Genomic DNA, 23,599 nt, shown 5'->3' with positions numbered 1-23,599 from the left:
CTCCGGCTAGCACGATGTCAGAGGCAAAACATCGTGGCTGCTTCGCAGCCCAGCGGGAGCAAGCTCCCTCGCCACAAAAGCTCGTACGCCATCTGTTTTTGCTCAGGCATAATCCGCCCCAATTCCAACAACAAGGATGCCTTCGAAGTGAGCTCAGTCAACAAGTCGATATTGTTGGTCGATGACGACCAGGAAATACGCGAGTTGCTGGAAACCTACCTGACCCGCGCCGGGTTTCAGGTGCGGGCCACAGCCGATGGCGCCAGTTTCCGCCAGGCACTCAACGAAGCACCGAGCGATCTGGTGATCCTCGATGTGATGTTGCCCGACGAGGACGGCTTCAGCCTGTGCCGCTGGGTGCGTCAGCATCCGCGTCAGGCGCAGGTGCCGATCATCATGCTCACCGCCAGTTCCGACGAGGCCGACCGAGTAATCGGTCTGGAGCTCGGCGCTGACGATTATCTGGGCAAACCTTTCAGCCCTCGCGAACTGCAAGCGCGGATCAAGGCGTTGCTGCGTCGGGCGCAGTTCGGCCAGGAACGCGGCGGCAGTGAAGTGCTGGCCTTCGACGAGTGGCGGCTGGACATGGTCAGCCATCGGCTGTTTCACACCGACGGCGAGGAAGTGATTCTCTCCGGCGCCGACTTCGCGCTGTTGAAACTGTTCCTTGATCACCCGCAGGAAATCCTCGACCGCGACACCATCGGCAACGCCACCCGTGGCCGTGAGCTGATGCCGCTCGACCGCATCGTCGACATGGCCGTCAGCCGCTTGCGCCAGCGCCTGCGTGACACGGAAAAACCGCCGCGACTGATTCGCACCGTGCGCGGCAGCGGCTACCAACTGGCAGCCAATGTGGTTGCCGGCAATGCTCACTGAGTCGCTGCGCCGGCTCGCCAGCAAGGTGCCGGTGCCGCGTTCGCTGCTGGGGCGGATGCTCCTGTTGACGCTGTTGGCGGTGCTGTTTGCGCAGACCTTGTCGAGCGTGATCTGGGTTTCGCAACTGCGCGCCACCCAGCTCGAAGGTCTGGTCACCAGCGCCCGTAGCCTCGCCCATTCGATGACCGCCAGCGTCAGTTATTTCCGCTCGCTGCCGGTGGCGTACCGACCGCTGGTGCTCGACCAGTTGCGCAGCATGGGCGGCACCCGCTTCGTGGTGACGCTCAACGATAAACCGCTGGGCATGGACGTGCTGCCGATCACCCCGCGCAAGGCGGCGGTGATTCAGGCGGTGGACGAAGTGCTGCGCCAGTCGCTGGGCCATGACACTGATATCTCGGTGACGTTCGTCAGCCCCGAAGACCTGCGGATTTTCAACGCCGGACTCAAGCTCGATGAGCTTCCACGTTCCTGGGCGCATTACGCGCTGACCCTGGAGCCGGTGAACCCGCCGGTGCTGGTCACCCAGATTCAAATGGCCCCGGGCGAATGGCTGTACATCGCGTCGCTGTTGCCCGAGCCCTACACCAGTCTTGAAGAACAAGGCCTGCCGGCGCAACAGGTGTGGTTCATCGTCCTCACCAGCGGCTTTTTGCTGTTGTTCATCGGCCTGCTGGTGCACTGGCAGAGTCGGCCGCTCAAGCGTCTGGCGCGGGCGGCGCGGGATCTGTCGCTGGGTGCCGACGTCGAACCGGTGGCCGAGGGTGGTGGCAGTGAAGTGGTGGAAGTGGGCCGTGCGTTCAACACCATGCGTGAGCGTATCAGCCGTTACCTGACCGAACGCAGCCAGTTGTTCAGTGCGATTTCCCATGATTTGCGCACGCCAATCACCCGCCTGCGCTTGCGCGTCGAGCTGCTGGAAGACGAGCAACTGCAAGCCAAGTTCGGTCGGGATCTGGATGAACTGGAGCTGCTGGTCAAAGGCGCGCTGCAGTGCGTGAAAGACACCGACATCCACGAGAACATCGAGCCGGTGGACCTGAATCATGTGCTCGACTGCCTGGTGGAGCCGTATCTGGCGCCCAACGGCAATGGCCGCGTGACCCAGCAAGGCAAGGCGCTGGCGGCGTATCCGGGCAAGCCTCTGGCGTTGAAGCGCTGCATTGGCAACCTGATCGACAACGCGTTGAAATACGGGCAGAACGCGCACCTGCACGTCGACGATGATGAGCGCGCGTTTGTCCTGCACGTCGACGACGAAGGCCCGGGCGTGCCGGAGCAACGGCTGGAGCAGGTGTTCGAGCCGCATTTTCGTCTGGCGGGGCAGCAGCAGGGTTATGGCCTCGGTTTGGGCATTGCGCGCAACATTGCCCATAGCCATGGCGGCGAGGTGACGTTGCAGAACCTGCGTGAGGGTGGGTTGCGGGTGACGTTGCAGCTGCCGCGTTCAGTAGACTGAAGATCAAAAAGATCGCAGCCTTCGGCAGCTCCTGCATTTGGAATGCATTTCCCTGCAGGAGCTGCCGAAGGCTGCGATCTTTTGACTCTGCTTTTCTAATGTCACGGCTTGGTGACAAAACCCGCCCCCTTCGTTACAAGCCCGGCCCGGCCCGTTGTTTAGACTGCCCGCAGTCATAACAACAAAAAAGGGCCACTCCATGGACACCTTTCACCCAGGCTTCAGCAGTTGGCTGAATGCCCCTGCCCACCAGCAATGGCTCGCCGACGAAGGTCTGCGCCTGCTGGCATTCGCCAAGGCTTCAAAGCTGCCTGAAGGTTTCGGCAACCTCGACGAGCGCGGCCGTCTGCCTGCGAACGCGCAAGCCGAAACCATGAACACCGCGCGCATGACCCACAGCTTCGCCATGGCCCACATTCAGGGCCTGCCGGGGTTCGCCGGACTGGTCGATCACGGCATCGCGGCCCTGCGTGGCCCGTTGCGTGATGCGCTGCACGGCGGCTGGTTTGCGGTCGCCGAACACCGCGACGGCAACACCGGCAAGAACGCCTACCTGCATGCTTTTGTCGCGCTCGCGGCCAGCTCGGCGGTGGTCGCGCAACGTCCCGACGCCCAAGCATTGCTGGATGACGCCATCGATATCATCGACACCTATTTCTGGTGCGAAGAAGAGGGCGCCATGCGCGAATTCTTCAATCGCGACTGGCGCGAAGAAGAAGCCTATCGCGGCGCCAACAGCAACATGCACGCCACCGAAGCGTTCCTGGCGCTGGCCGATGTCACCGAAGACCCGCGCTGGCTGGTGCGCGCGCAACGCATCGTCGAACGGGTGATCCACGGTCACGCCGCCGCCAACGGTTACAGGGTCATCGAACACTTCGACCGCGACTGGCAACCGCTGCGCGAGTACAACCACGACAACCCGGCCGACGGCTTCCGTCCCTACGGCACCACCCCGGGCCACGGTTTCGAGTGGGCGCGGCTGTTGCTGCACCTCGAAGCGGCGCGGGTTAAGGCCGGCATGCTCACCCCGGGCTGGCTGGCGACCGATGCGCAAAAACTCTTCGAGCAGAACTGCCGCCACGGCTGGGACGTCGATGGCGCGCCGGGGATCGTCTACACCCTCGACTGGGACAACAAGGCCGTGGTGCGCCATCGTCTGCACTGGACTCATGCCGAGGCCAGCGCCGCTGCCAGCGCCTTGCTCAAACGCACCGGTGATGCGCAGTACGAAGCCTGGTACCGACTGTTCTGGGAATTCTGTGAAGGCCATTTCATTGACCGGTGCGATGGCAGCTGGCACCACGAACTCGATCCGCAAAACCGTCCGAGCGCCGATATCTGGCCGGGCAAGCCCGATCTGTATCATGCCTGGCAGGCGGTTCTGATCCCTCGTCTACCCTTGTCACCCAGTATGGCAACGGCTCTGGCGCAATTATCCCGGGCTGTTCCTATGTAACCATGCGGTGACATTTGCGCATCCCTTCGTTACCTGCGAAGGGAATCGCCCTGTTTAAACTCCTGTGCAGCGCAAGCACCAGACTTGCATGCATAACAACAAGAAAGGTACATCTCAGATGAATGCGATTTCTCGCCTCGCTACTGTCATTTCTGTCGCCTCCCTGTTCCCGCTCGCAATTCTGCCTCTCAGTGTTTCCGCTGCCGAATCCAAAGGTTCGGTCGAAGTCGTGCACTGGTGGACGTCCGGTGGCGAAAAAGCCGCCGTTGATGTGCTCAAGGCGCAAGTCGAAAAAGACGGTTTCACCTGGAAAGACGGCGCAGTCGCCGGCGGTGGCGGTGCCACGGCCATGACCGTGCTGAAAAGCCGTGCCGTGGCTGGCAACCCGCCAGGCGTCGCCCAGATCAAGGGCCCGGACATCCAGGAATGGGCGTCCACCGGTCTGCTCGACACCGACGTGCTGAAAGACGTCGCCAAGTCGGAAAAGTGGGACAGCCTGCTCGACAAGAAAGTCTCCGATACCGTGAAGTACGACGGTGATTATGTGGCCGTGCCGGTGAACATTCACCGGGTGAACTGGCTGTGGATCAACCCGGAAGTCTTCAAGAAAGCCGGCATCACCAAGAACCCGACCACCCTCGAAGAATTCTACGCCGCTGGCGACAAGCTCAAGGCTGCGGGCTTCATCCCGCTGGCCCACGGCGGTCAGCCTTGGCAGGACAGCACCGTGTTCGAAGCCGTGGTGCTCTCGGTCATGGGCGTTGATGGTTACAAGAAAGCCCTGGTCGACCTGGACAACAAGGCGTTGACCGGTCCGGAAATGGTCAAGGCGCTGACCGAGCTGAAGAAAGTCGCGACCTACATGGACGCCGACGGCAAGGGCCAGGACTGGAACCTGGAAGCGGCCAAGGTCATCAACGGCAAGGCCGGCATGCAGATCATGGGTGACTGGGCGAAGTCCGAATGGACCGCTGCCAAGAAAGTCGCCGGCAAGGACTACGAGTGCGTAGCGTTCCCGGGTACCGACAAGGCGTTCACCTACAACATCGACTCCCTGGCGGTGTTCAAGCAGAAAGACAAAGGCACTGCGGCGGGTCAGCAGGACATCGCCAAAGTCGTGCTGGGTGAAAACTTCCAGAAAGTCTTCAGCATCAACAAAGGCTCGATCCCGGTGCGTAACGACATGTTGAACAACATGGACAAGCTCGGCTTCGATTCCTGCGCGCAAACCGCCGCCAAGGACTTCCTGGCAGACGCCAAATCCGGCGGCCTGCAACCAAGCATGGCGCACAACATGGCGACCACGCTGGCGGTGCAGGGCGCGTTCTTTGATGTCGTGACCAACTACATCAACGACCCGAAAGCCGACCCGGCCGATGCGGCCAAGAAACTGGGCGCGGCGGTTCAGTCGGCCAAGTAATTCTTGGCCCCTGTAGGAGTGAGCCTGCTCGCGATAGCGGTTTGTCAGGTAACAGATTCATCAACTGACACACCGCAATCGCGAGCAGGCTCACTCCTACAAGGGGACGAGTTGCCCAAGTAGTCCTTTTCTCTCGTACTGGATTTCCCCATGAGTTCTGTTGCTGTGTTCAGCAAGGCCTCGCCGTTCGATGCACTGCAGCGCTGGCTACCGAAACTGGTGCTGGCGCCGAGCATGTTCATCGTGCTGGTGGGCTTCTATGGCTACATCCTGTGGACGTTCGTGCTGTCGTTCACCACCTCGACTTTCCTGCCCAACTACAAGTGGGCGGGACTTGCGCAATACGCACGACTGTTCGACAACGACCGCTGGTGGGTGGCGAGCAAGAACCTCGCGGTGTTCGGTGGCATGTTCATCGGCATCACGCTGGTGATCGGTGTGCTGCTGGCGGTGTTCCTCGACCAGCGCATCCGTCGCGAAGGCTTTATCCGCACCATTTACCTCTACCCGATGGCGCTCTCGATGATCGTCACCGGTACTGCGTGGAAATGGCTGCTCAACCCGGGCATGGGCCTGGACAAATTGTTGCGTGACTGGGGCTGGGAAGGCTTCCGTCTGGACTGGCTGATCGACCCTGATCGCGTGGTGTACTGCCTGGTGATCGCCGCTGTGTGGCAAGCCTCGGGCTTCATCATGGCGATGTTCCTCGCCGGCCTGCGTGGTGTCGATCAGTCGATCATCCGTGCCGCGCAGATCGATGGCGCGAGCATGCCGACCATCTACTGGAAAGTGGTGCTGCCAAGCCTGCGTCCGGTGTTCTTCAGTGCGGTGATGATCCTCGCCCACATCGCGATCAAGAGCTTCGACCTGGTCGCGGCGATGACTGCGGGTGGTCCGGGTTATTCCTCCGACCTGCCGGCGATGTTCATGTATTCCTTCACCTTCAGTCGCGGCCAGATGGGCATGGGCTCGGCCAGTGCGATTCTGATGCTCGGTGCGATTCTCGCGATCATCGTGCCTTACCTGTACTCCGAGCTGAGGACCAAGCGTCATGACTAGTCTCGCTGCCAAACCCGCCTTCAGCCTCAGTCGCGTGGCGATCTACGCGGTGCTGATCCTCGCGGTCCTGCTGTACCTGATTCCGCTGGTGGTGATGCTGCTGACCAGTTTCAAGACCCCGGAAGACATCAGCACCGGCAACCTGCTGAGCTGGCCGACCGTGGTCAGCGGCATCGGCTGGGTCAAGGCCTGGGCCACGGTTGACGGTTACTTCTGGAACTCGATCAAGATCACCGTGCCGGCCGTGGTCATCTCCACCGCCATCGGCGCGCTGAACGGTTACGTGTTGTCGATGTGGCGGTTCCGCGGTTCGCAGCTGTTCTTCGGTCTGCTGCTGTTCGGCTGCTTCCTGCCGTTCCAGACCGTGCTGCTGCCGGCCTCGTTCACCCTCGGCAAGATGGGCCTGGCGAGCACCACCACCGGCCTCGTCTTCGTCCACGTGGTCTACGGTCTGGCGTTCACTACGCTGTTCTTCCGTAACTACTACGTGAGCATTCCCGATGCGCTGGTGAAAGCTGCACGTCTGGATGGCGCGGGTTTCTTCACGATTTTCCGGCGGATCATTCTGCCGATGTCGACCCCGATCATCATGGTCTGCCTGATCTGGCAGTTCACCCAGATCTGGAACGACTTCCTGTTCGGTGTGGTGTTCTCCAGCGGTGATTCGCAACCGATCACGGTGGCGCTGAACAACCTGGTCAACACCAGCACCGGGGCCAAGGAATACAACGTTGATATGGCAGCGGCGATGATCGCCGGGCTGCCGACCCTGCTGGTCTATGTGGTCGCAGGCAAGTATTTCGTGCGCGGGCTGACGGCCGGCGCAGTCAAGGGGTAATCATGGCAACGCTCGAACTTCGCAACGTCAACAAGACCTACGGTGCCGGCCTGCCGGACACTCTGAAGAACATCGAACTGTCGATCAAGGACGGTGAGTTCCTGATCCTGGTCGGCCCGTCGGGCTGCGGCAAGTCGACCCTGATGAACTGCATCGCCGGCCTCGAGACCATCACCGGTGGCGCGATCATGATCGGCGACCAGGACGTCAGCGGCATGAGCCCGAAGGATCGTGACATCGCCATGGTGTTCCAGTCCTACGCGCTGTACCCGACCATGAGCGTGCGCGAGAACATCGAGTTCGGTCTGAAGATCCGCAAGATGCCGCAGTCGGCGATCGACGAAGAAGTCGCGCGCGTGGCCAAGCTGCTGCAGATCGAACACCTGCTCAACCGCAAGCCGGGCCAGCTCTCCGGTGGTCAGCAACAGCGTGTGGCGATGGGCCGGGCCCTGGCGCGGCGGCCGAAGATCTACCTGTTCGACGAACCGCTGTCCAACCTCGACGCCAAGCTGCGCGTCGAGATGCGCACCGAAATGAAACTGATGCACCAGCGCCTGAAAACCACCACGGTCTACGTGACCCACGACCAGATCGAAGCGATGACCCTGGGCGACAAAGTGGCGGTGATGAAGGACGGGATCATCCAGCAGTTCGGCACGCCGAAAGAGATCTACAACGATCCGGCCAACCTGTTCGTGGCGAGCTTCATCGGTTCGCCGCCGATGAACTTCATCCCGCTGCGTCTGCAACGCAAGGACGGTCGTCTGCTGGCACTCCTCGACAGCGGTCAGGCTCGCTGCGAGCTGCCGATGAGCATGCAGGACGCCGGGCTGGAAGATCGCGAAGTGATCCTCGGTCTACGCCCTGAACAGATTGTTCTGGCGAACGGAGAGGGCAATGGCCTGCCGAGCATCAAGGCGCAAGTGCAGGTCACCGAGCCGACCGGTCCGGACACGCTGGTGTTCGTCAACCTGAATGACACCAAGGTCTGCTGCCGTCTGGCGCCGGACGTGGCGCCGCAGGTGGGCGAAACCCTGACACTGCAATTCGATCCGTCGAAAGTGTTGTTGTTCGATGCCAAGACTGGCGAGCGTCTGGGCGTTGCGGGCCAGGCGCAGACCGAAGCACGGTCGGCGAATGTGGCGCAATTCAAAGGCCGCTGAGGAACAAGTGTAGGAGTGAGCCTGCTCGCGATGACGGTGTATCAGTCGACAGAGATGTTGAATGTAAAACCGCTATCGCGAGCAGGCTCACTCCTACAAGGAGCACGCGGTGCCCGGTCTGTCGAGCACCGCACTTTATGTAAACCACGTTGGAAAAAAACAGTTAATAACAATAAAGACGAGGATGTAGGGATGAAAAAGAAACACGTCAATGCCCGGTTGATCTGCCAAGTGTCAGCTGCGGCGGCATTGGTGCTGGCCGGCAATGCAATGGCTGCCGATGCATTCAGCTCCGATTCGAAATGGATGACTGGCGACTGGGGTGGCGAGCGTACCAAGCTGATCGAGCAAGGTATCGATATCAAGGCTGATTACGTTGGGGAAATGGGCGCCAACCTGCATGGCGGCTACAACGACGACAAAACCGGTCGCTACAGCGATCAGTTCGGTCTGGGCGTGGCGCTGGACCTGCAGAAACTCTGGGGCTGGGACAACACCCAGGCCAAGATCCAGCTGACCAACCGTAACGGTCAAAACATCTCCAACGACCGCGTTGGCGATCCGCGTGCCGGCACCTTGTCGTCTTCGCAGGAAGTCTACGGTCGTGGCCACATGGTGCGTCTGACCCAGTTGTGGATTCAGCACCAATTCTTCGACAACAAGCTCGACGTGAAGGCCGGTTACTTCGGTGAAGGCGAAGACTTCAACACCTTCCCGTGCGAATTCCAGAACCTGGCGTTCTGCGGCTCGCAAGTGGGTAACTGGGCGACCAACATCTGGTACAACTGGCCCGTCAGCCAGGCCGCGATCCGCGTGAAGTACAACATCAACGACGAGCTCTACGCGCAGATCGGTGCGTACAACCAGAACCCGTCGCAGCTGGAACACGGCAACGGTTTCAAACTCAGCGGCAGCGGCACCAAAGGTACTGTTCTTCCTGTCGAGCTGGTCTGGTCGCCGAAGGTCAACAGCCTGCCGGGCGAATACCGCATCGGTTACTACAAGAGCACGGCGGACGCCAGCGATGTGCGTGAAGACGTCAACGGTTTCGACGCGGCGACCACCGGCGACGCCTACAAGACCCACAGCAGCAAACACGGCTACTGGTTCGTCGCGCAACAGCAACTCACCAGCCACAACGGTGATGCGACTCGTGGTCTGAACATTGCGGCCAACGCCACGTTCCACGACAAGGACACCAACTTCATCGACAACTACCAGTCGGTGATGTTTGTCTACAAAGGCCCGTTCGACGCACGTCCGAAGGATGACGTCGGCATTGGCGCGGCGCGTATCCACGTCAACGATGACGTGAAGAAAAACGCCGAGCTGCTGAATGTCTCCAACGGTGTTTCGGACTACGACAATCCGGTGTTCTCGCCGATTCGTGAAACCGAATACAACTACGAGATCAACTACGGCTTCCACGTCACCAACTGGCTGACCGTACGTCCTAACCTGCAGTACATCACTCACCCGGGTGGTGTGGATGAAGTGGACAACGCATTGGTCGCTGGCCTGAAAATTCAGTCTACGTTCTGACGCGTCTGCGATAAGCTCCTCTCTATGTGCGCATATTTGCGGACAGCGAGGGGGCGTTCTCAATTGTTTTACCCGCCGCGGTCGGAAAAACAATTGAGAACGCCCCCTAGGCTGTCCGCTTTTTTTTGAGGGCTGGCGCAGCCCGTAACAGATGAATTCGGAACCGTGGCCAATGCCTGAGCATCCGCTGCAACGCTTCTTCAAATCCCTGCGCGAACGACCGGTGTTCGCCTGGGAGCGCTATCAGATGCGCGATGTGCTGGTGATCGACCATCCGCTGTGTCAGGCGGTGTTCAGTCGGCAGGGTGCGCAGTTGCTGCACTTTCAGCCACGCGGGCAGAAACCGTGGTTGTGGTGCGCGGCGAAGTGGCCGCACGTTGGCGCCATTCGCGGTGGCGTGCCGGTGTGCTGGCCGTGGTATGGCCGTCATCCGAGTGAAAACGCCTGGCCGTCCCATGGTTGGGCGCGGCTGCTCGACTGGAAATTGATCGACAGCAGCAGTGCCGACGACGGCGTGCGCCTGCATTGGCAGTTGCAGTTGTGCGACTGGCAGGCGGACCTGCATGCGCATCTGGGCGAACGCATGGAGTTGCGCCTGAGCACCGAGCATCAGGACGACATGCCGTGCCAGTTGAGCCAGGCTTTGCACGCTTACTGGCGTATTGGCGATGTCGGCGAGATAGCGCTGTCTGGGCTAGAAGGTGCGCAGGGTTACGACCAGTTGAGCCGCCAGTCCTGCCAGCAGGAAGGCGAGTTGCGCGTCGATGGCGGTTGTCAGCGGGTGTTCCAGCACGACGGCGAATTGCAGCTCAAGGATCATGCCTGGCAGCGCGAGCTGTGCATCGATACCGGCGACAGTGCCGACACCGTGGTCTGGCACCCGGGTTCACGGCCATTGTTGGGCGTGAGCTGGGATGAAGTGGCAGAGTTTGTCTGTGTCGAAGCGGCGGCCGGCGGGACGGACAGCCTGCATCTGGCGCCGGGGGAGAAGGCGCATTTGAGTTTGCAGGCGTGGGCAGCAGCATGAAAATCAACAGATCGCAGCCTTCGGTAGCTCCTGCATGGGGTGGCGTACACATCATGCAGGAGCTGCCGAAGGCTGCGATCTTTTACGCGAAGCGTCCTAATTGAACTCGTCACCCACCGGATACCGGCTCGCATTCAAGCTCTCTTTGATCTTGCGCAGATGCGGCTGGAAATCCACCCCGCGACGCAAGGTCATGCCGGTCGCCAGCACGTCCAGCACGGTCAGCTGAATGATCCGCGAGGTCATCGGCATATAGATGTCGGTGTCTTCCGGCAGCGGAATGTTCAGGCTCAGGGTGCTGGCCTTGGCCAGTGGCGAGTTCTCCGCCGTCAGACCCAGCACCGAAGCGCCATTCTCCCGGGCGATGCGCGCCACTTCCACCAGCTCGCGGGTGCGGCCGGTGTAGGAAATGATCACGAACAACTCACCGGTATGCGCCACCGAAGCAATCATTCGCTGCATCAGCACATCCGCATGCGCGGTGACGGCGAGGTTGAAGCGGAAGAACTTGTGCTGCGCGTCCAGCGCCACCGGTGCCGAAGCGCCGAGGCCGAAGAAGTGGATCTGCCGCGCCTGGATCAACAGGTCGACGGCGCGGCTGATCAGGTTCGGGTCCAGCGCCTGGCAAGCGCTGTCCAGCGAGGCGATGGCGCTGCCGAAAATCTTCTGCGTGTACGCCTCGGGATTGTCATCGGCCTCGACCGCGCGGCTGACATACGCCGCGCCACTGGCTAGGCTCTGCGCCAGTTGCAGCTTGAGTTCAGGGTAGCCGCTGACACCGAACGAACGGCAGAAACGGTTGACCGTCGGCTCGCTCACCGACGCCGCCTGGGCGAGGGCGGCGATGCTGAAGCGGGTGGCCTGCTGCGGGTTGAGCAGGATCACCTCGGCGACTTTGCGTTCGGCCTTGTTCAGCTCTTCAAGGCGACTCTGGATCTGTTCCAGTAAATTTCGCACACGGTCCATATGGAATTCCTAATTCACCTGCGCAAAGTTGCGCCGGGCTATGCAAATTGGGCCTTTGATGTGGCCCGTGACGGTGGCCTATCCTACTGATGGCTCCGACCGACCACCACTCGGAATCTGTATTTTGCGAAAATGTTGTGGTTATTACTACATTTTCCCTTGAGTGATGCCTTGAAAAAAGGTATTTGTAGCTTAACTTGATAAAAGAACAAACATCATGCCTTCGATTACGGTTGAACCGTGCACCTTTGCCTTGTTCGGCGCTTTGGGCGATCTTGCCCTGCGCAAGCTGTTTCCTGCCCTTTATCACCTCGATGGCGCCGATCTGTTGCACGAGGACACGCGCATCATCGCGCTGGCCCGTGAATCCGGCTCCGAGCAGCAGCACCTGGCGTTCATCGCCGCCGAATTGCGCCGTTACGTCGGCAAAGAGCTGGACGAAGCCGTGGCCGAGCGCTTTCTGGCGCGCCTGAGCTACCTGCACGTCGACTTCCTCAAGGCTGATGATTACGTGACGCTGGCCGAAGCCGCCGGCACCGCGCAACGCATGATTGCCTACTTCGCCACCCCGGCGGCGGTGTACGGCGCGATCTGCGAGAACCTGGCCAAAGTCGGTCTGGCGGAAAACACCCGCGTGGTGCTGGAAAAGCCGATCGGCTCCGATCTGGAATCCTCGCGCAAAGTGAACGACGCCGTGGCGCAGTTCTTCCCCGAGAACCGCACCTACCGCATCGACCACTACCTGGGCAAAGAAACCGTCCAGAACCTGATCGCCCTGCGTTTCGCCAACAGCCTGTTCGAAACCCAGTGGAACCAGAACTACATCTCCCACGTGGAAATCACCGTGGCCGAGAAGGTCGGCATCGAAGGCCGTTGGGGCTATTTCGACAAGGCCGGCCAACTGCGTGACATGATCCAGAACCACCTGCTGCAGCTGCTGTGCCTGATCGCCATGGACCCACCGGCCGACCTGTCCGCCGACAGCATCCGTGACGAAAAGGTCAAAGTGCTCAAGGCCCTGGCGCCGATCAGTCCGGAAGGCCTGACCACGCAAGTGGTGCGCGGTCAGTACATCGCCGGCCACAGCGAAGGCAAGTCCGTACCGGGCTACCTGGAAGAACCCAATTCCAACACCCAGAGCGACACCGAAACCTTCGTCGCCCTGCGTGCCGACATCCGCAACTGGCGCTGGGCCGGCGTGCCGTTCTACCTGCGGACTGGCAAGCGTATGCCGCAAAAACTGTCGCAGATCGTCATCCACTTCAAGGAACCGTCGCACTACATTTTTGCGCCGGAACAACGCCTGCAGATCAGCAACAAACTGATCATTCGTCTGCAACCGGACGAAGGCATTTCCTTGCGCGTGATGACCAAGGAGCAAGGCCTGGACAAGGGCATGCAACTGCGCAGCGGACCGCTGCAACTGAATTTCTCCGACACCTGGCGCAGCGCGCGGATCCCCGACGCCTACGAGCGGTTGTTACTGGAAGTGATGAACGGCAATCAGAACCTGTTTGTCCGTAAAGATGAAATCGAAGCCGCGTGGAAGTGGTGTGACCAGTTGATCGCCGGGTGGAAAAAATCCGGTGACGCGCCCAAGCCGTATGCGGCCGGGTCGTGGGGGCCGATGAGCTCGATCGCACTGATCACGCGGGACGGGAGGTCGTGGTATGGCGATATCTGATGTGAAACTGCCCGAGGGCGTGCACGCCCATCCGTTCAAAAGCCCGGTGCTGCTGGCCGAGGGTTTGGCGCTGAACGTCGCCAAGCAACTGAACGAAGCCATCGGCGCTCGCGGCAACGCGGTGCTGGTGGTGTCCGGCGGTCGCAGCCCGGTGGCGTTTTTCCAGCACCTGGCCAAGCAGGTGCTGGACTGGTCCAAGGTCGTCGTGACCCTCGCCGACGAGCGCTGGGTGCCGGTCGAACACGCCGACAGTAACGCTGGTCTGCTCAAGCAGTATCTGCTCAAGGGCCCGGCGGCCAAGGCGCAGTTCCTCAGCCTTTACAGCGCGGCGGCCAACGTCGAGCAGGCTGCCGAACAGGCCGACCGGTTGCTCGCCGAACTGCCGCCGATTGACGTGCTGGTGCTGGGCATGGGCGATGACGGTCATACCGCGTCGCTGTTCCCCGACAGCCCGAACCTGACTGAAGCGTTACAGGCGGATGGCACTCGTCGCTGCTGGCCGATGCTGGCGCCAAGTGTGCCGCGTCAGCGCCTGACCATGAGCCGCGCGCTGCTGGCTTCGGCCAGGCACAAGATTCTGTCGATTTCCGGTCAATCGAAACTGACCACCCTGAATGCCGCACTGGCATCCGACGACGTCGCGGCCATGCCGGTTCGCGCGTTTCTGCAACCTACGTTAGAGATTTACTGGTGCCCATGAGCCAAGGAACAGCCGCTATGACAACCCCATCCCCGACCGTTTCCATGGCGGACAAAGTTGCCCTGATCGACAGCCTCTGCGCCAAGGCGCGGATCCTGCCGGTGATCACCATCGCCCGTGAACAGGACGTGCTGCCGCTGGCCGACGCCCTGGCCGCCGGTGGCCTGACGGCGCTGGAAGTGACCCTGCGTTCGCAGTTCGGTCTCAAGGCGATCCAGATCCTGCGCGAACAGCGTCCGGAGCTGGTGACCGGTGCCGGCACTGTGCTCGATCGCAACATGCTCGCGGCTGCCGAAGCGGCGGGTTCGCAATTCATCGTCACCCCGGGCATCACTCGTGACCTGCTCGAAGCCAGCGTCGCCAGCCCGATCCCGCTGTTGCCAGGCATCAGCAACGCCTCCGGCATCATGGAAGGCTATGGCCTGGGTTATCGCCGCTTCAAGCTATTCCCTGCGGAAGTCAGCGGTGGCGTGGCAGCGATCAAGGCCCTCGGCGGCCCGTTCGGCGAAGTGAAATTCTGCCCGACCGGCGGCGTCGGCCCGGCCAACATCAAGAGCTACATGGCGCTGAAAAACGTCATGTGCGTGGGCGGTAGCTGGATGCTGGATCCGGAGTGGATCAAGAACGGCGACTGGGCGCGCATTCAGGAATGCACCGCCGAGGCCCTGGCGCTGCTGGACTAAAAGTTTTTACCTGACACTTCGTTGTGTGTTCTACGGCTTTACGGTGCGCTTGGTCGGTGCACCGTTTTTTTTTGCCCGGAAAACCCATCCCCGGTAGGAGCTGCCGAAGGCTGCGATCTTTTAAAGCCAGGATCAAAAGATCGCAGCCTTCGGCAGCTCCTACAGGTGGATGGGAATCATCGTTACGCTGCGATACATAGTTACCGCACAGGCGCTTGGGCGTGGCGTTAATCTGCGTTCATCTTATGGAAGAGAGAACGTGTCATGGAACGAGATACTTCAGCCTCATCGCCACAACCGATCTATCAGTTGGCCCCCGAACAGATCGCCGGGCCGTACTTCCGCAATCCCAAGCTGCTGCGCCGCAACATCAGCGAAGGTGCCGAAGGGCTGCCCCTGCTGCTGCGTCTGAGCATCGTCGACGCCATGACCGGCGAGCCGGTGAGCGGGGCGCTGGTTGATATCTGGCACTGCAATGCGCGGGGCGCCTATTCCGGATGGAGCCGGGTCAACCCGGATCTCGAAGCCGACACCGATGCCATCGGCTCGATCCCGCGCACCGACGATGACACCTACCTGCGCGGCAGCCAGTTCTGTGATCACAAGGGGCGGGCGCGGTTTACCACGATCTATCCGGGGTTCTACGCCGGTCGGGCGCTGCATATTCATGTGGCGGTGCGCATCGTTACCGGCGGTGAATATCTGGAGGAGCGCAACGTGGCCTGGGTCGGTCAGCTGTATTTTCCCGAGGTGGTTTCGCGCTCGGTACTCGCCGCCCGGGATTATCGCGGCCGGGCTTCGACGCCGTTGAACAACGCCGAAGACAACTATTACGCGAACATGGGCGGCGAAGGCTCGACTCTGACCGTGTGGCCGATCGGCCGAGACTCTCACGAGGACGGTTTTTTCGGTCACCTGACCATCGGCATCGACACTTTCGCGGCCTCATCGCAGATCAAGCCCGAGGACTTCGACAAATACACCGTGTGAGCGAATCAGCGCAGCTCGTTGAGCGCGCGGGTCAGGGTCTGCATGTCGGCGTCGGTGGTGGTCAGCCCCGGGGTGATACGGATGCTCGGCCCGCTCGCTGCGCCGTTGCGCACCACGGTGAACAGGTTGTACTCGTTGAGCAGGCGCTCGACCATCGCCTGTTGATCGGTGTGGCGGGTGAAGCGCATCGAGGTGATGCCGCAATACAGGCGTGGATCGTCCGGGGTCATCACTTCAATGCCCGGCAGGTGCCGCACCGCGCTGACCCACAGGTTGCGCAGGTAATTGAGTCGCGCGCCTTTGGCCGCGGCCCCGCCGAGCGAACGGTGCTCCTCGAGCGCCAGCGGCAGGGACATCAGCGCCGGGATGTTCGGCGTGCTGTACGGCGTGCGCGCGCGGACGTCGCTGGCCGGAAAGTGCATTTCGCCCATGTCCGGATCGATGTCGGCAAGGCGCTGCGGGGCGATGTACAGAAAGCCCAGGGTCAATGGAGCGCCAATCCACTTGTGCAGGTTGAAGCCGGCGAACGAGATACCCAGGGCTTCGAGGTTGAACTCGATCTGACCGAGTGCGTGGGCGCCGTCGAGGATGATGTCCACGCCATGTTGTTTCGCCAGCGCGGCGATGGCCTGCACTGGCATCACCAGCCCGGTGCGGTGGGTCACATGGGTCAGAGCCATCAGCTTGAGTTTCGGGTAGCGGATGAAGGCTTCGCGGTAGGTGTCCAGCAGGCTGTCGAAACTGGCCGGATGGGTGTGGCTGATCTCGATCACGTCCACCCCACGATGCCGCGCCAGCCAGCGCATGGCGCCTTTGACCGTGTCGTATTCGAGGTCGCAGATCAGCACCTGGTCGCCCGGTTGCAGGCGGTTGTAATTGCGGATCAGCGACTGCAGGGCGTCACTGGCGTTACGGGTGAAGGCCAGGCTCTGGGCGCGCACGCCGATCGTCTCGGCCAGTTGCGCACGAATGTCGAGGCTGTCGTGCTGCTCGAAACGCTGGCGCACATACACCGAGTTGCTGGTGTTGATCAGCTCGATGTTGCGCTGGTAGTCCTCGATCACCGTGCGCGACATGCGTCCGAAATAACCGTTCTCCAGGTTCAGCGGGCCGGTTTGCGCTTCGTAGCGATCGGCGAAGGTTTGCCAGAACGCTTCGTCACGGGCACGGCGGGTGTTGTCAGGCATGGTCGATTCGGCTCAAGAGAGGAGGGCGCTTCAGTGGCGCGGGGCAGGTTTGCCGTGTTTGGCGCGTAACGGCTCGAGCAGGTCCGACAGACCGTTATGGTCGATTTCCTGCATCAGCGCCAGCAGTCCACCGAGTTCGCCATGCGGGAAGCCTTCGCGGGCGAACCAGTTCAGATAGGGCCCCGGCAGGTCGGCAATGATCCGGCCCTTGTACTTGCCGAAGGGCATTTCACGGGTGATCAACAGTTCAAGCTTTTCGGGATTCATCAATGGCAATCATCTGGATTCAAAACACTCTGGAAAATACAGGCATTCTGCATGCAGGCCAAATGACAGATCATGCAAATAACCGTGATACAGATGGTTCATTTATTTTTAAGTCATTGATAAATAACTAAAATAATCTGTTTGGAAAGCTGGCACGCACACTGCAATAACCCTTGCATCTTCAACCAACCGCAAGGAATTGAAAAATGACTGACATGAATAAAGAAGCCATCTCTGTACTCAACGACCTGATCGAAACCAGCAAGGACGGTCAGGAAGGGTTCAAGACTTGCGCCGAAGACATCAAGCATCCGGAACTCAAGGCGCTGTTCGCCAAGCGCTCGGCCGATTGCGCCACCGCCGCTGCCGAACTGCAAGCCACCGTGCGTTCGATGGGCGGTGATCCGGAAACCTCCACCAGCGTCAGCGGTGACCTGCACCGTCGCTGGGTCGACGTCAAAGCCATGTTCACCGGCAAGGACGAAGAGGCTGTGCTCAACGAAGCCGAGCGCGGTGAAGACCACGCCCTGAAGGCTTATCGCGAAGCCATCGAGAAAATCAACAAGCACAGCCTGGTCGGTATTCGTGACCTGGTTGAGCGCCAGTACCATGGCGTGCAACGCAATCACGATCAGGTGAAAGCCCTGCGTAACCAGGCTCGCGCCCGTTCGTAAGGGTTCGCAGGTTACAAAAAACGCCAGCTAGTCTGGCGTTTTTTTATGCGTGAGGGAAAAGCCAAAGATCGCAGCCTGCGGCAGCTCCTACCTTGGAATGCGTTCCCCTGTAGGAGCTGCCGAAGGCTGCGATCTTTTCAATCAGCCGATGCTGATCGCCGGCAGCGTCGGCAATGTCACAGTCTGCTGCTTGCGCGGCGCGAGGATCTCAGCCTCGCCATCCACGACCAGTTCATCACGCTGGTTGAACACGCGAGTGGCGATGCGTACGCGAAACTTCGGCAGCTTCTCGAGAATTTCCAGGCGCACGGTCAGGGTGTCACCAATTTTCACCGGCTTCTGAAAACTCATCTGCTGACCGATGTAGATGGTGCCCGGCCCAGGCAGCTCGCACGCGACCGCGGCGCTGATCAGTGCACCGCTGAACATGCCGTGAGCGATGCGCTCCTTGAACATGCTGGCCGCAGCGAACTCGGCGTCCAGGTGCACCGGGTTGTGGTCGCCCGACATCGCGGCGAACAGCTGAATGTCGCGCTCTTCGACGGTCTTGCTGTAGCTGGCGGTCTGGCCGACTTCGAGGGCTTCGTAAGGGATATTGGTAACCTGGGTCATCGGTCTTGATTCCTGTGACGGATTAAAGTGAATCCACAAAAAATTATTCGCTGCGGTGAGGGCGCCGATGGCGCAGGGCCTGGTCGATCCAGGTCAGCACATCGGCAATCACTTCGTCGCGATTGGTTTCATTGAACAATTCGTGCCGCGCCTGCGGGTAGATCTTCAGTTGCAGGTTCTGGCTGCCGGCCGTGCGCAAGGCATTGGCCAGATCTGTCAGACGCTTGCCTTCGCTCACCGGATCACATTCACCGCCGATCACCAGCAGCGGCAGGCCCGGGTCGATCTGGGCGAGATTGGACGCTTTGCTGATCTGCTGCAAGCCATCGAGCAGATCGATCCACAATTGATTGGTGCAGCGAAAGCCGCATAACGGGTCGTTGGCATACCGATCGACCTCGACCGGGTCGCGGCTCAGCCAGTCGAACGGCGTGCGTGCCGGTTTGAATTGCTTGTTGAACGAGCCGAACGACAACCACTCGATCAACGCGCTGCGCCCCTTGCCGCCCTGACGCAGTTTCTCGAAACGGGCGATCTGTCGCGCTGCGCCGTAGAGCGCCACTGGCTGGAAATTCGAACCGCTGAGAATCGCCCCGTGCAGGCTGGCGCTGTGATGCAGCAGATAGCCCTGGGCGAGGTAGCTGCCCATGCTGTGCCCGAGCAGGATGATTGGCACATCGGGGTGCTGCTGGCCAATGTGCTGATTGAGGCTGGCCAGATCGCCGATCACCTTGCACCAGCCATCGTCATCGGCGAAATGCCCGAGCGTGCCGTTATCAGCCGTCCTGCCATGGCCGCGCAGGTCCGGGGCGTACACCCCGTAACCTTGTGCGCAAAACGCTTGCGCCAGGCGCTCGTAGCGCGCGCTGTGTTCGGCCATGCCGTGAGCCAGCAGGATCACCGCTTTCAATGGCGCGGCCGGCAGCCACTGGTTGACGAAGAGGCGGCTGCGGTCACTCGCGTCCAGCCAGAAGGCGTGGTGGATCATGGCAATTCCTTTTTATCGAGCGGTAACGGCCCGCAGTCGTAGCATTGTATAGCGCGTCCGATCAGCTCACGCCACGGCAGGAAGATTCATACGATCAATGTCGCCATCGCCCATATTTGCCTCAATGGCCATAACTGCTAGTGTCCGTGAAGCTCCGCTTTTTGCTTTTTGCTTTTAAGGGATAACAGCGAAAGAGCAGAAAAGCGGCTCCCGGATCGATTCAGGTAAAGAGGACAAGAACAATGCAACCTGATTTCTGGAATGACAAACGCCCCGCTGGCGTACCGCTGGACATCGACATGGGCGAGTTCAAGTCGGTGATCGAGGTGTTTGAGCGTTCCTGCAAGAAGTTCGCGGACCGTCCGGCCTTCAGCAACATGGGCGTGACCCTGACCTACGCTGAGCTGGAGCGCTACAGCGCGGCGTTCGCCGGTTACCTGCAAGCCCACACCGATCTGGTGCCGGGGGATCGCATCGCGGTGCAGATGCCCAATGTGCTGCAATATCCGATTGCCGTGTTCGGCGCCTTGCGCGCCGGGCTGATCGTGGTCAACACCAACCCGCTGTACACCGCGCGCGAGATGCGCCACCAGTTCAAGGACTCGGGTGCGCGGGCGCTGGTGTACCTGAACATGTTCGGGCAGAAGGTCCAGGAAGTGCTGCCCGACACGGACCTGCAATACCTGATCGAAGCAAAGATGGGCGACTTGATGCCCACCGCCAAGGGCTGGCTGATCAACACCGTGGTCAGCAAAGTGAAAAAAATGGTCCCGGCGTATTCGCTGCCGCAGGCCATTTCCTTCAAGAGTGCGCTGCGCCTGGGTCGCGGCCTGGGCATCAAGCCGTTGAAAGTCGGCCTCGACGACGTCGCCGTGTTGCAATACACCGGCGGCACCACCGGCCTGGCCAAAGGCGCCATGCTGACCCACGGCAACCTCGTGGCGAACATGCAGCAGGTGCGCGCGTGTCTGGCGCAGTTGGGGCCTGACGGCCAACCTTTGTTGCGCGAAGGGCAGGAGGTGATGGTGGCGCCGCTGCCGCTGTATCACATCTATGCGTTCACCGCGAATTGCATGTGCATGATGGTGTCCGGCAATCACAACGTGCTGATCACCAATCCGCGAGACATCGCAGGCTTCATCAAGGAACTGAAGAACTGGCGCTTTTCGGCGTTGCTGGGGCTCAACACCCTGTTTGTCGCGCTGATGGATCACCCGGACTTCAAGACCCTGGATTTCTCCAGCCTCAAGCTGACCAACTCCGGTGGCACCGCGCTGGTCAAGGCCACCGCCGAGCGCTGGGAGCAGATCACCGGTTGCCGCATCACCGAAGGTTATGGCCTTACTGAAACGTCGCCAGTGGCCTGCACCAACCCGTATGGCGACAAATCGCGCCTGGGCACAGTCGGCCTGCCGGTGCCGGGCACGTTGTTGAAAGTCATCAATGACGAGGGTGTCGAGCAGCCGATGGGCGAGCGTGGCGAGTTGTGCATCAAAGGCCCGCAGATCATGAAAGGCTACTGGCACAAGCCCGAAGCCACCGCCGAAGTGCTGGATGCCGAAGGCTGGTTCAAGTCCGGTGACATCGCGGTGATCGACCCGGACGGCTTCGTGCGCATCGTCGACCGCAAGAAGGACATGATCATCGTCTCCGGTTTCAACGTGTACCCCAACGAGATCGAAGACGTGGTCATGGCCCACCCGAAAGTCGCCAACTGCGCGGTGATCGGTGTGCCGGACGAACGTTCGGGGGAGGCGGTGAAGCTGTTTGTGGTGGCGCGGGAAAGCGGGGTCAGCCTCGAGGAGCTCAAGGCGTACTGCAAAGAGAATTTCACCGCCTACAAGGTGCCGAAACACATCGTGCTGCGTGAGTCATTGCCGATGACGCCGGTCGGCAAGATTCTGCGGCGGGAGTTGCGCGATATCGCATAGAAAACCCGGAAGCGAAAAGATCGCAGCCTTCGGCAGCTCCTACATTGGAATGCGTTCCCTGTAGGAACTGCCGAAGGCTGCGATCTTTTGCTTTGAAGTCCCCTGAATCCGGGGCTTTCAGGGTGCTATAGGATTTTTGCTCTAAAATGACCGTTAGAAAGTCTTGAGTCATTAAAGTGACCATGAAGGCCGCTTTTGGCTCTAGTCGGCCCTTGGCAAAGCTGCTACTCTCGGCGCGCTTTGTGACTTCTCGGCCTGTATAAAAGCCAGATTCACCAATACAAAACACACACCAATAATAATCGCATCAAATGCGGTGAAGAATTCGCGTTGCTGAGGAGTGGGCTTCCATGATCGAAGACTTTTGGAAGGATAAATACCCGGCTGGAATTGCTGCCGACATCAATCCAGACGAGTACCCGAATATTCAGGCAGTGTTGAAGCAATCCTGCCAACGCTTCGCCAACAAACCGGCTTTCAGCAACCTGGGCAAGACAATCACCTACGGTGAACTGTACGAGTTGTCCGGTGCGTTTGCCGCGTATCTGCAACAGCATACCGACTTGCAGCCCGGTGATCGAATCGCCGTGCAACTGCCCAACGTTCTGCAGTACCCGGTCGCCGTCTTCGGTGCGATCCGCGCCGGGCTGATCGTGGTCAACACCAACCCGCTGTACACCGCGCGGGAAATGGAACACCAATTCAACGACTCCGGCGCCAAAGCCCTGGTTTGCCTGGCGAACATGGCGCACCTGGCCGAAGCCGTAGTGCCGAAAACCGGGGTCAAGCACGTCATCGTCACCGAAGTCGCCGACCTGCTGCCGCCGGTCAAGCGCCTGCTGATCAACAGCGTGATCAAGTACGTGAAGAAGATGGTGCCGGCGTATCACCTGCCCAAGGCCGTCAAGTTCAACGACGTGTTGAGCAAGGGCCACGGCCAGCCTGTGGCCGAAGCCAATCCGCACAGCAGCGATGTCGCGGTGCTGCAATACACCGGTGGCACCACCGGCGTGGCCAAGGGCGCGATGCTCACTCATCGCAACCTCGTCGCCAACATGCTGCAGTGCAAGGCGCTGATGGGCTCCAACCTCAACGAAGGTTGCGAGATCCTGATCACGCCGCTGCCGCTGTACCACATCTATGCGTTCACCTTTCATTGCATGGCGATGATGCTGATCGGCAACCACAACATCCTGATCAGCAACCCGCGCGATCTGCCGGCGATGGTCAAGGAACTGTCGAAGTGGAAGTTCAGCGGTTTTGTCGGCCTGAACACACTGTTCGTGGCGCTGTGCAACAACGAAGGCTTCCGCAAGCTGGATTTCTCCAACCTGAAAGTCACCCTGTCCGGCGGCATGGCCCTGCAACTGGCCGCCGCCGAGCGTTGGAAAGCGGTGACCGGTTGCTCGATCTGCGAAGGTTACGGCATGACCGAAACCAGCCCGGTGGCCACGGTCAACCCGATTCAGAACATCCAGATCGGCACCATCGGCATTCCGGTGCCGTCGACCCTGTGCAAAGTCATCGACGATGCCGGTGTCGAGCAGCCCATGGGCGAAATCGGCGAACTGTGCGTCAAGGGCCCGCAGGTGATGAAGGGCTACTGGCAGCGTCAGGAAGCCACCGACGAGATCCTCGACAGCGAAGGCTGGCTGAAGACCGGTGACATCGCGCTGATCCAGCCCGATGGCTACATGCGCATCGTCGATCGCAAGAAAGACATGATTCTGGTCTCTGGTTTCAACGTCTATCCGAATGAACTGGAAGATGTGCTGGCGACTTTGCCGGGCGTGTTGCAGTGCGCCGCCATCGGTGTGCCGGACGAGAAATCGGGCGAGGCGATCAAGATTTTCATCGTCGCCAAGCCGGGCGTGACCCTGACCAAGGAAACCGTGATGGAGCACATGCGCGCCAACGTCACCGGCTACAAGGTGCCGCGTTCGGTGGAGTTCCGCGACGCGCTGCCGACCACCAACGTCGGCAAGATCCTGCGCCGCGAGTTGCGTGACGAAGAGCTGAAAAAGATCAAGGCGAAGAACGCCGCGTAAAACAAAAAGCCCCGCAGATGCGG

Annotated in this window: 21 protein-coding genes; 16 read left to right on the top strand and 5 right to left on the bottom strand. The window is 60.5% G+C overall.

Annotation, left to right across the window (positions count from 1 at the left end; all coding sequences use genetic code 11):
• The first annotated feature begins 147 nt into the window (after nucleotides 1–147).
• The 9 genes from NN484_RS14865 to NN484_RS14825 all read left to right on the top strand — a co-directional run bounded on the left by NN484_RS14865 (nucleotide 148) and on the right by NN484_RS14825 (nucleotide 10,846).
• A complete protein-coding gene (locus tag NN484_RS14865; RefSeq protein WP_127651282.1) occupies nucleotides 148–879 on the top strand; it encodes a response regulator in 732 nt (243 codons plus the stop codon).
• On the top strand, nucleotides 869–2,338 hold the full coding sequence (locus NN484_RS14860) for an ATP-binding protein (protein WP_127651283.1): 1,470 nt from the start codon (nucleotides 869–871) through the stop codon (nucleotides 2,336–2,338). The genes NN484_RS14865 and NN484_RS14860 overlap by 11 nt, the downstream gene beginning before the upstream one ends.
• Before the next feature lie 199 nt (nucleotides 2,339–2,537).
• Complete coding sequence (locus tag NN484_RS14855; protein WP_274657403.1) at nucleotides 2,538–3,797, top strand: D-mannose isomerase; 1,260 nt, start codon at nucleotides 2,538–2,540, stop codon at nucleotides 3,795–3,797.
• A 118-nt stretch (nucleotides 3,798–3,915) separates the two neighbouring features.
• Complete coding sequence (locus NN484_RS14850; RefSeq protein ID WP_127651285.1) at nucleotides 3,916–5,217, top strand: ABC transporter substrate-binding protein; 1,302 nt, start codon at nucleotides 3,916–3,918, stop codon at nucleotides 5,215–5,217.
• A gap of 150 nt (nucleotides 5,218–5,367) precedes the next feature.
• The gene (locus tag NN484_RS14845) at nucleotides 5,368–6,276 is read left to right on the top strand and encodes a carbohydrate ABC transporter permease (RefSeq protein ID WP_003227452.1); all 909 of its coding nucleotides are present in this window, start codon (nucleotides 5,368–5,370) and stop codon (nucleotides 6,274–6,276) included.
• Nucleotides 6,269–7,114 (top strand): carbohydrate ABC transporter permease, encoded by an 846-nt coding sequence (locus NN484_RS14840; protein ID WP_047599569.1) that lies wholly within the window; start codon nucleotides 6,269–6,271, stop codon nucleotides 7,112–7,114. The genes NN484_RS14845 and NN484_RS14840 overlap by 8 nt, the downstream gene beginning before the upstream one ends.
• 2 nt (nucleotides 7,115–7,116) lie before the next feature.
• Complete coding sequence (locus NN484_RS14835) at nucleotides 7,117–8,277, top strand: ABC transporter ATP-binding protein (protein WP_274657402.1); 1,161 nt, start codon at nucleotides 7,117–7,119, stop codon at nucleotides 8,275–8,277.
• 192 nt (nucleotides 8,278–8,469) lie between these two features.
• Nucleotides 8,470–9,819, top strand: coding sequence for a carbohydrate porin (locus NN484_RS14830; RefSeq protein WP_215502760.1), 1,350 nt, complete (start codon nucleotides 8,470–8,472; stop codon nucleotides 9,817–9,819).
• A gap of 172 nt (nucleotides 9,820–9,991) precedes the next feature.
• Nucleotides 9,992–10,846, top strand: coding sequence for a D-hexose-6-phosphate mutarotase (locus tag NN484_RS14825; protein WP_274657401.1), 855 nt, complete (start codon nucleotides 9,992–9,994; stop codon nucleotides 10,844–10,846).
• Between the two features lie 96 nt (nucleotides 10,847–10,942).
• Here the strand turns inward: NN484_RS14825 and NN484_RS14820 are convergent, their stop codons facing one another.
• On the bottom strand, nucleotides 10,943–11,803 hold the full coding sequence (locus tag NN484_RS14820) for a MurR/RpiR family transcriptional regulator (RefSeq protein ID WP_169842436.1): 861 nt from the start codon (nucleotides 11,801–11,803) through the stop codon (nucleotides 10,943–10,945).
• Between the two features lie 226 nt (nucleotides 11,804–12,029).
• Between NN484_RS14820 and zwf the strand changes: the two genes are divergently transcribed.
• The 4 genes from zwf (at nucleotide 12,030) to NN484_RS14800 (ending at nucleotide 15,869) form a co-directional block, all read left to right on the top strand.
• Complete coding sequence (gene zwf, locus NN484_RS14815; RefSeq protein WP_127651289.1) at nucleotides 12,030–13,496, top strand: glucose-6-phosphate dehydrogenase; 1,467 nt, start codon at nucleotides 12,030–12,032, stop codon at nucleotides 13,494–13,496.
• Nucleotides 13,483–14,196: a 6-phosphogluconolactonase gene (gene pgl / locus NN484_RS14810; RefSeq protein ID WP_127651290.1), complete on the top strand. Its 714-nt coding sequence runs from the start codon at nucleotides 13,483–13,485 to the stop codon at nucleotides 14,194–14,196. The genes zwf and pgl overlap by 14 nt, the downstream gene beginning before the upstream one ends.
• A 17-nt stretch (nucleotides 14,197–14,213) precedes the next feature.
• Nucleotides 14,214–14,879 (top strand): bifunctional 4-hydroxy-2-oxoglutarate aldolase/2-dehydro-3-deoxy-phosphogluconate aldolase, encoded by a 666-nt coding sequence (locus NN484_RS14805; RefSeq protein WP_127651291.1) that lies wholly within the window; start codon nucleotides 14,214–14,216, stop codon nucleotides 14,877–14,879.
• A 264-nt stretch (nucleotides 14,880–15,143) separates the two neighbouring features.
• A complete protein-coding gene (locus NN484_RS14800; RefSeq protein ID WP_274657400.1) occupies nucleotides 15,144–15,869 on the top strand; it encodes an intradiol ring-cleavage dioxygenase in 726 nt (241 codons plus the stop codon).
• 5 nt (nucleotides 15,870–15,874) lie between these two features.
• Here the strand turns inward: NN484_RS14800 and NN484_RS14795 are convergent, their stop codons facing one another.
• Both NN484_RS14795 and NN484_RS14790 read right to left on the bottom strand, forming a co-directional pair.
• A complete protein-coding gene (locus NN484_RS14795; RefSeq protein ID WP_127651293.1) occupies nucleotides 15,875–17,056 on the bottom strand; it encodes an aminotransferase class V-fold PLP-dependent enzyme in 1,182 nt (393 codons plus the stop codon).
• Between the two features lie 30 nt (nucleotides 17,057–17,086).
• The gene (locus tag NN484_RS14790) at nucleotides 17,087–17,323 is read right to left on the bottom strand and encodes a DUF3820 family protein (RefSeq protein ID WP_003227425.1); all 237 of its coding nucleotides are present in this window, start codon (nucleotides 17,321–17,323) and stop codon (nucleotides 17,087–17,089) included.
• A 206-nt stretch (nucleotides 17,324–17,529) separates the two neighbouring features.
• Here NN484_RS14790 and NN484_RS14785 point away from each other — a divergent pair, with 206 nt between their 5' ends.
• Nucleotides 17,530–17,997, top strand: a complete 468-nt coding sequence (locus NN484_RS14785; RefSeq protein WP_127651294.1) for a ferritin-like domain-containing protein — start codon at nucleotides 17,530–17,532, stop codon at nucleotides 17,995–17,997.
• Between the two features lie 141 nt (nucleotides 17,998–18,138).
• Here NN484_RS14785 and NN484_RS14780 read toward each other — a convergent pair whose 3' ends face one another.
• Together NN484_RS14780 and NN484_RS14775 are read right to left on the bottom strand one after the other, a co-directional pair.
• On the bottom strand, nucleotides 18,139–18,609 hold the full coding sequence (locus NN484_RS14780) for a MaoC family dehydratase (RefSeq protein WP_003227420.1): 471 nt from the start codon (nucleotides 18,607–18,609) through the stop codon (nucleotides 18,139–18,141).
• A gap of 43 nt (nucleotides 18,610–18,652) precedes the next feature.
• On the bottom strand, nucleotides 18,653–19,597 hold the full coding sequence (locus NN484_RS14775) for an alpha/beta hydrolase (protein ID WP_274657399.1): 945 nt from the start codon (nucleotides 19,595–19,597) through the stop codon (nucleotides 18,653–18,655).
• 242 nt (nucleotides 19,598–19,839) lie between these two features.
• Between NN484_RS14775 and fadD2 the strand changes: the two genes are divergently transcribed.
• Both fadD2 and fadD1 read left to right on the top strand, forming a co-directional pair.
• Nucleotides 19,840–21,528 carry a long-chain-fatty-acid--CoA ligase FadD2 gene (fadD2, locus tag NN484_RS14770; protein WP_127651296.1) on the top strand — a complete coding sequence of 563 codons (1,689 nt, stop codon included), beginning with the start codon at nucleotides 19,840–19,842 and terminating at the stop codon, nucleotides 21,526–21,528.
• A gap of 350 nt (nucleotides 21,529–21,878) precedes the next feature.
• Nucleotides 21,879–23,576 (top strand): long-chain-fatty-acid--CoA ligase FadD1, encoded by a 1,698-nt coding sequence (gene fadD1, locus NN484_RS14765; protein ID WP_127651297.1) that lies wholly within the window; start codon nucleotides 21,879–21,881, stop codon nucleotides 23,574–23,576.
• The last annotated feature ends 23 nt before the right edge of the window (nucleotides 23,577–23,599 follow it).

The organism is Pseudomonas serboccidentalis (assembly GCF_028830055.1).
GTDB lineage: Bacteria > Pseudomonadota > Gammaproteobacteria > Pseudomonadales > Pseudomonadaceae > Aquipseudomonas > Aquipseudomonas serboccidentalis.
This window is presented reverse-complemented; position numbering and strand designations above follow the sequence as displayed.

Coding starts and splice junctions, on each gene's coding strand:
- NN484_RS14860 (WP_127651283.1), top strand. CDS start 869: ATGCTCACTGAGTCGCTGCGCCGGCTCGCCAGCAAGGTGCCGGTGCCG.
- NN484_RS14855 (WP_274657403.1), top strand. CDS start 2,538: ATGGACACCTTTCACCCAGGCTTCAGCAGTTGGCTGAATGCCCCTGCC.
- NN484_RS14850 (WP_127651285.1), top strand. CDS start 3,916: ATGAATGCGATTTCTCGCCTCGCTACTGTCATTTCTGTCGCCTCCCTG.
- NN484_RS14845 (WP_003227452.1), top strand. CDS start 5,368: ATGAGTTCTGTTGCTGTGTTCAGCAAGGCCTCGCCGTTCGATGCACTG.
- NN484_RS14840 (WP_047599569.1), top strand. CDS start 6,269: ATGACTAGTCTCGCTGCCAAACCCGCCTTCAGCCTCAGTCGCGTGGCG.
- NN484_RS14835 (WP_274657402.1), top strand. CDS start 7,117: ATGGCAACGCTCGAACTTCGCAACGTCAACAAGACCTACGGTGCCGGC.
- NN484_RS14830 (WP_215502760.1), top strand. CDS start 8,470: ATGAAAAAGAAACACGTCAATGCCCGGTTGATCTGCCAAGTGTCAGCT.
- NN484_RS14825 (WP_274657401.1), top strand. CDS start 9,992: ATGCCTGAGCATCCGCTGCAACGCTTCTTCAAATCCCTGCGCGAACGA.
- zwf (WP_127651289.1), top strand. CDS start 12,030: ATGCCTTCGATTACGGTTGAACCGTGCACCTTTGCCTTGTTCGGCGCT.
- pgl (WP_127651290.1), top strand. CDS start 13,483: ATGGCGATATCTGATGTGAAACTGCCCGAGGGCGTGCACGCCCATCCG.
- NN484_RS14805 (WP_127651291.1), top strand. CDS start 14,214: ATGACAACCCCATCCCCGACCGTTTCCATGGCGGACAAAGTTGCCCTG.
- NN484_RS14800 (WP_274657400.1), top strand. CDS start 15,144: ATGGAACGAGATACTTCAGCCTCATCGCCACAACCGATCTATCAGTTG.
- NN484_RS14795 (WP_127651293.1), bottom strand. CDS start 17,056: ATGCCTGACAACACCCGCCGTGCCCGTGACGAAGCGTTCTGGCAAACC.
- NN484_RS14790 (WP_003227425.1), bottom strand. CDS start 17,323: ATGAATCCCGAAAAGCTTGAACTGTTGATCACCCGTGAAATGCCCTTC.
- NN484_RS14785 (WP_127651294.1), top strand. CDS start 17,530: ATGACTGACATGAATAAAGAAGCCATCTCTGTACTCAACGACCTGATC.
- NN484_RS14780 (WP_003227420.1), bottom strand. CDS start 18,609: ATGACCCAGGTTACCAATATCCCTTACGAAGCCCTCGAAGTCGGCCAG.
- NN484_RS14775 (WP_274657399.1), bottom strand. CDS start 19,597: ATGATCCACCACGCCTTCTGGCTGGACGCGAGTGACCGCAGCCGCCTC.
- fadD2 (WP_127651296.1), top strand. CDS start 19,840: ATGCAACCTGATTTCTGGAATGACAAACGCCCCGCTGGCGTACCGCTG.
- fadD1 (WP_127651297.1), top strand. CDS start 21,879: ATGATCGAAGACTTTTGGAAGGATAAATACCCGGCTGGAATTGCTGCC.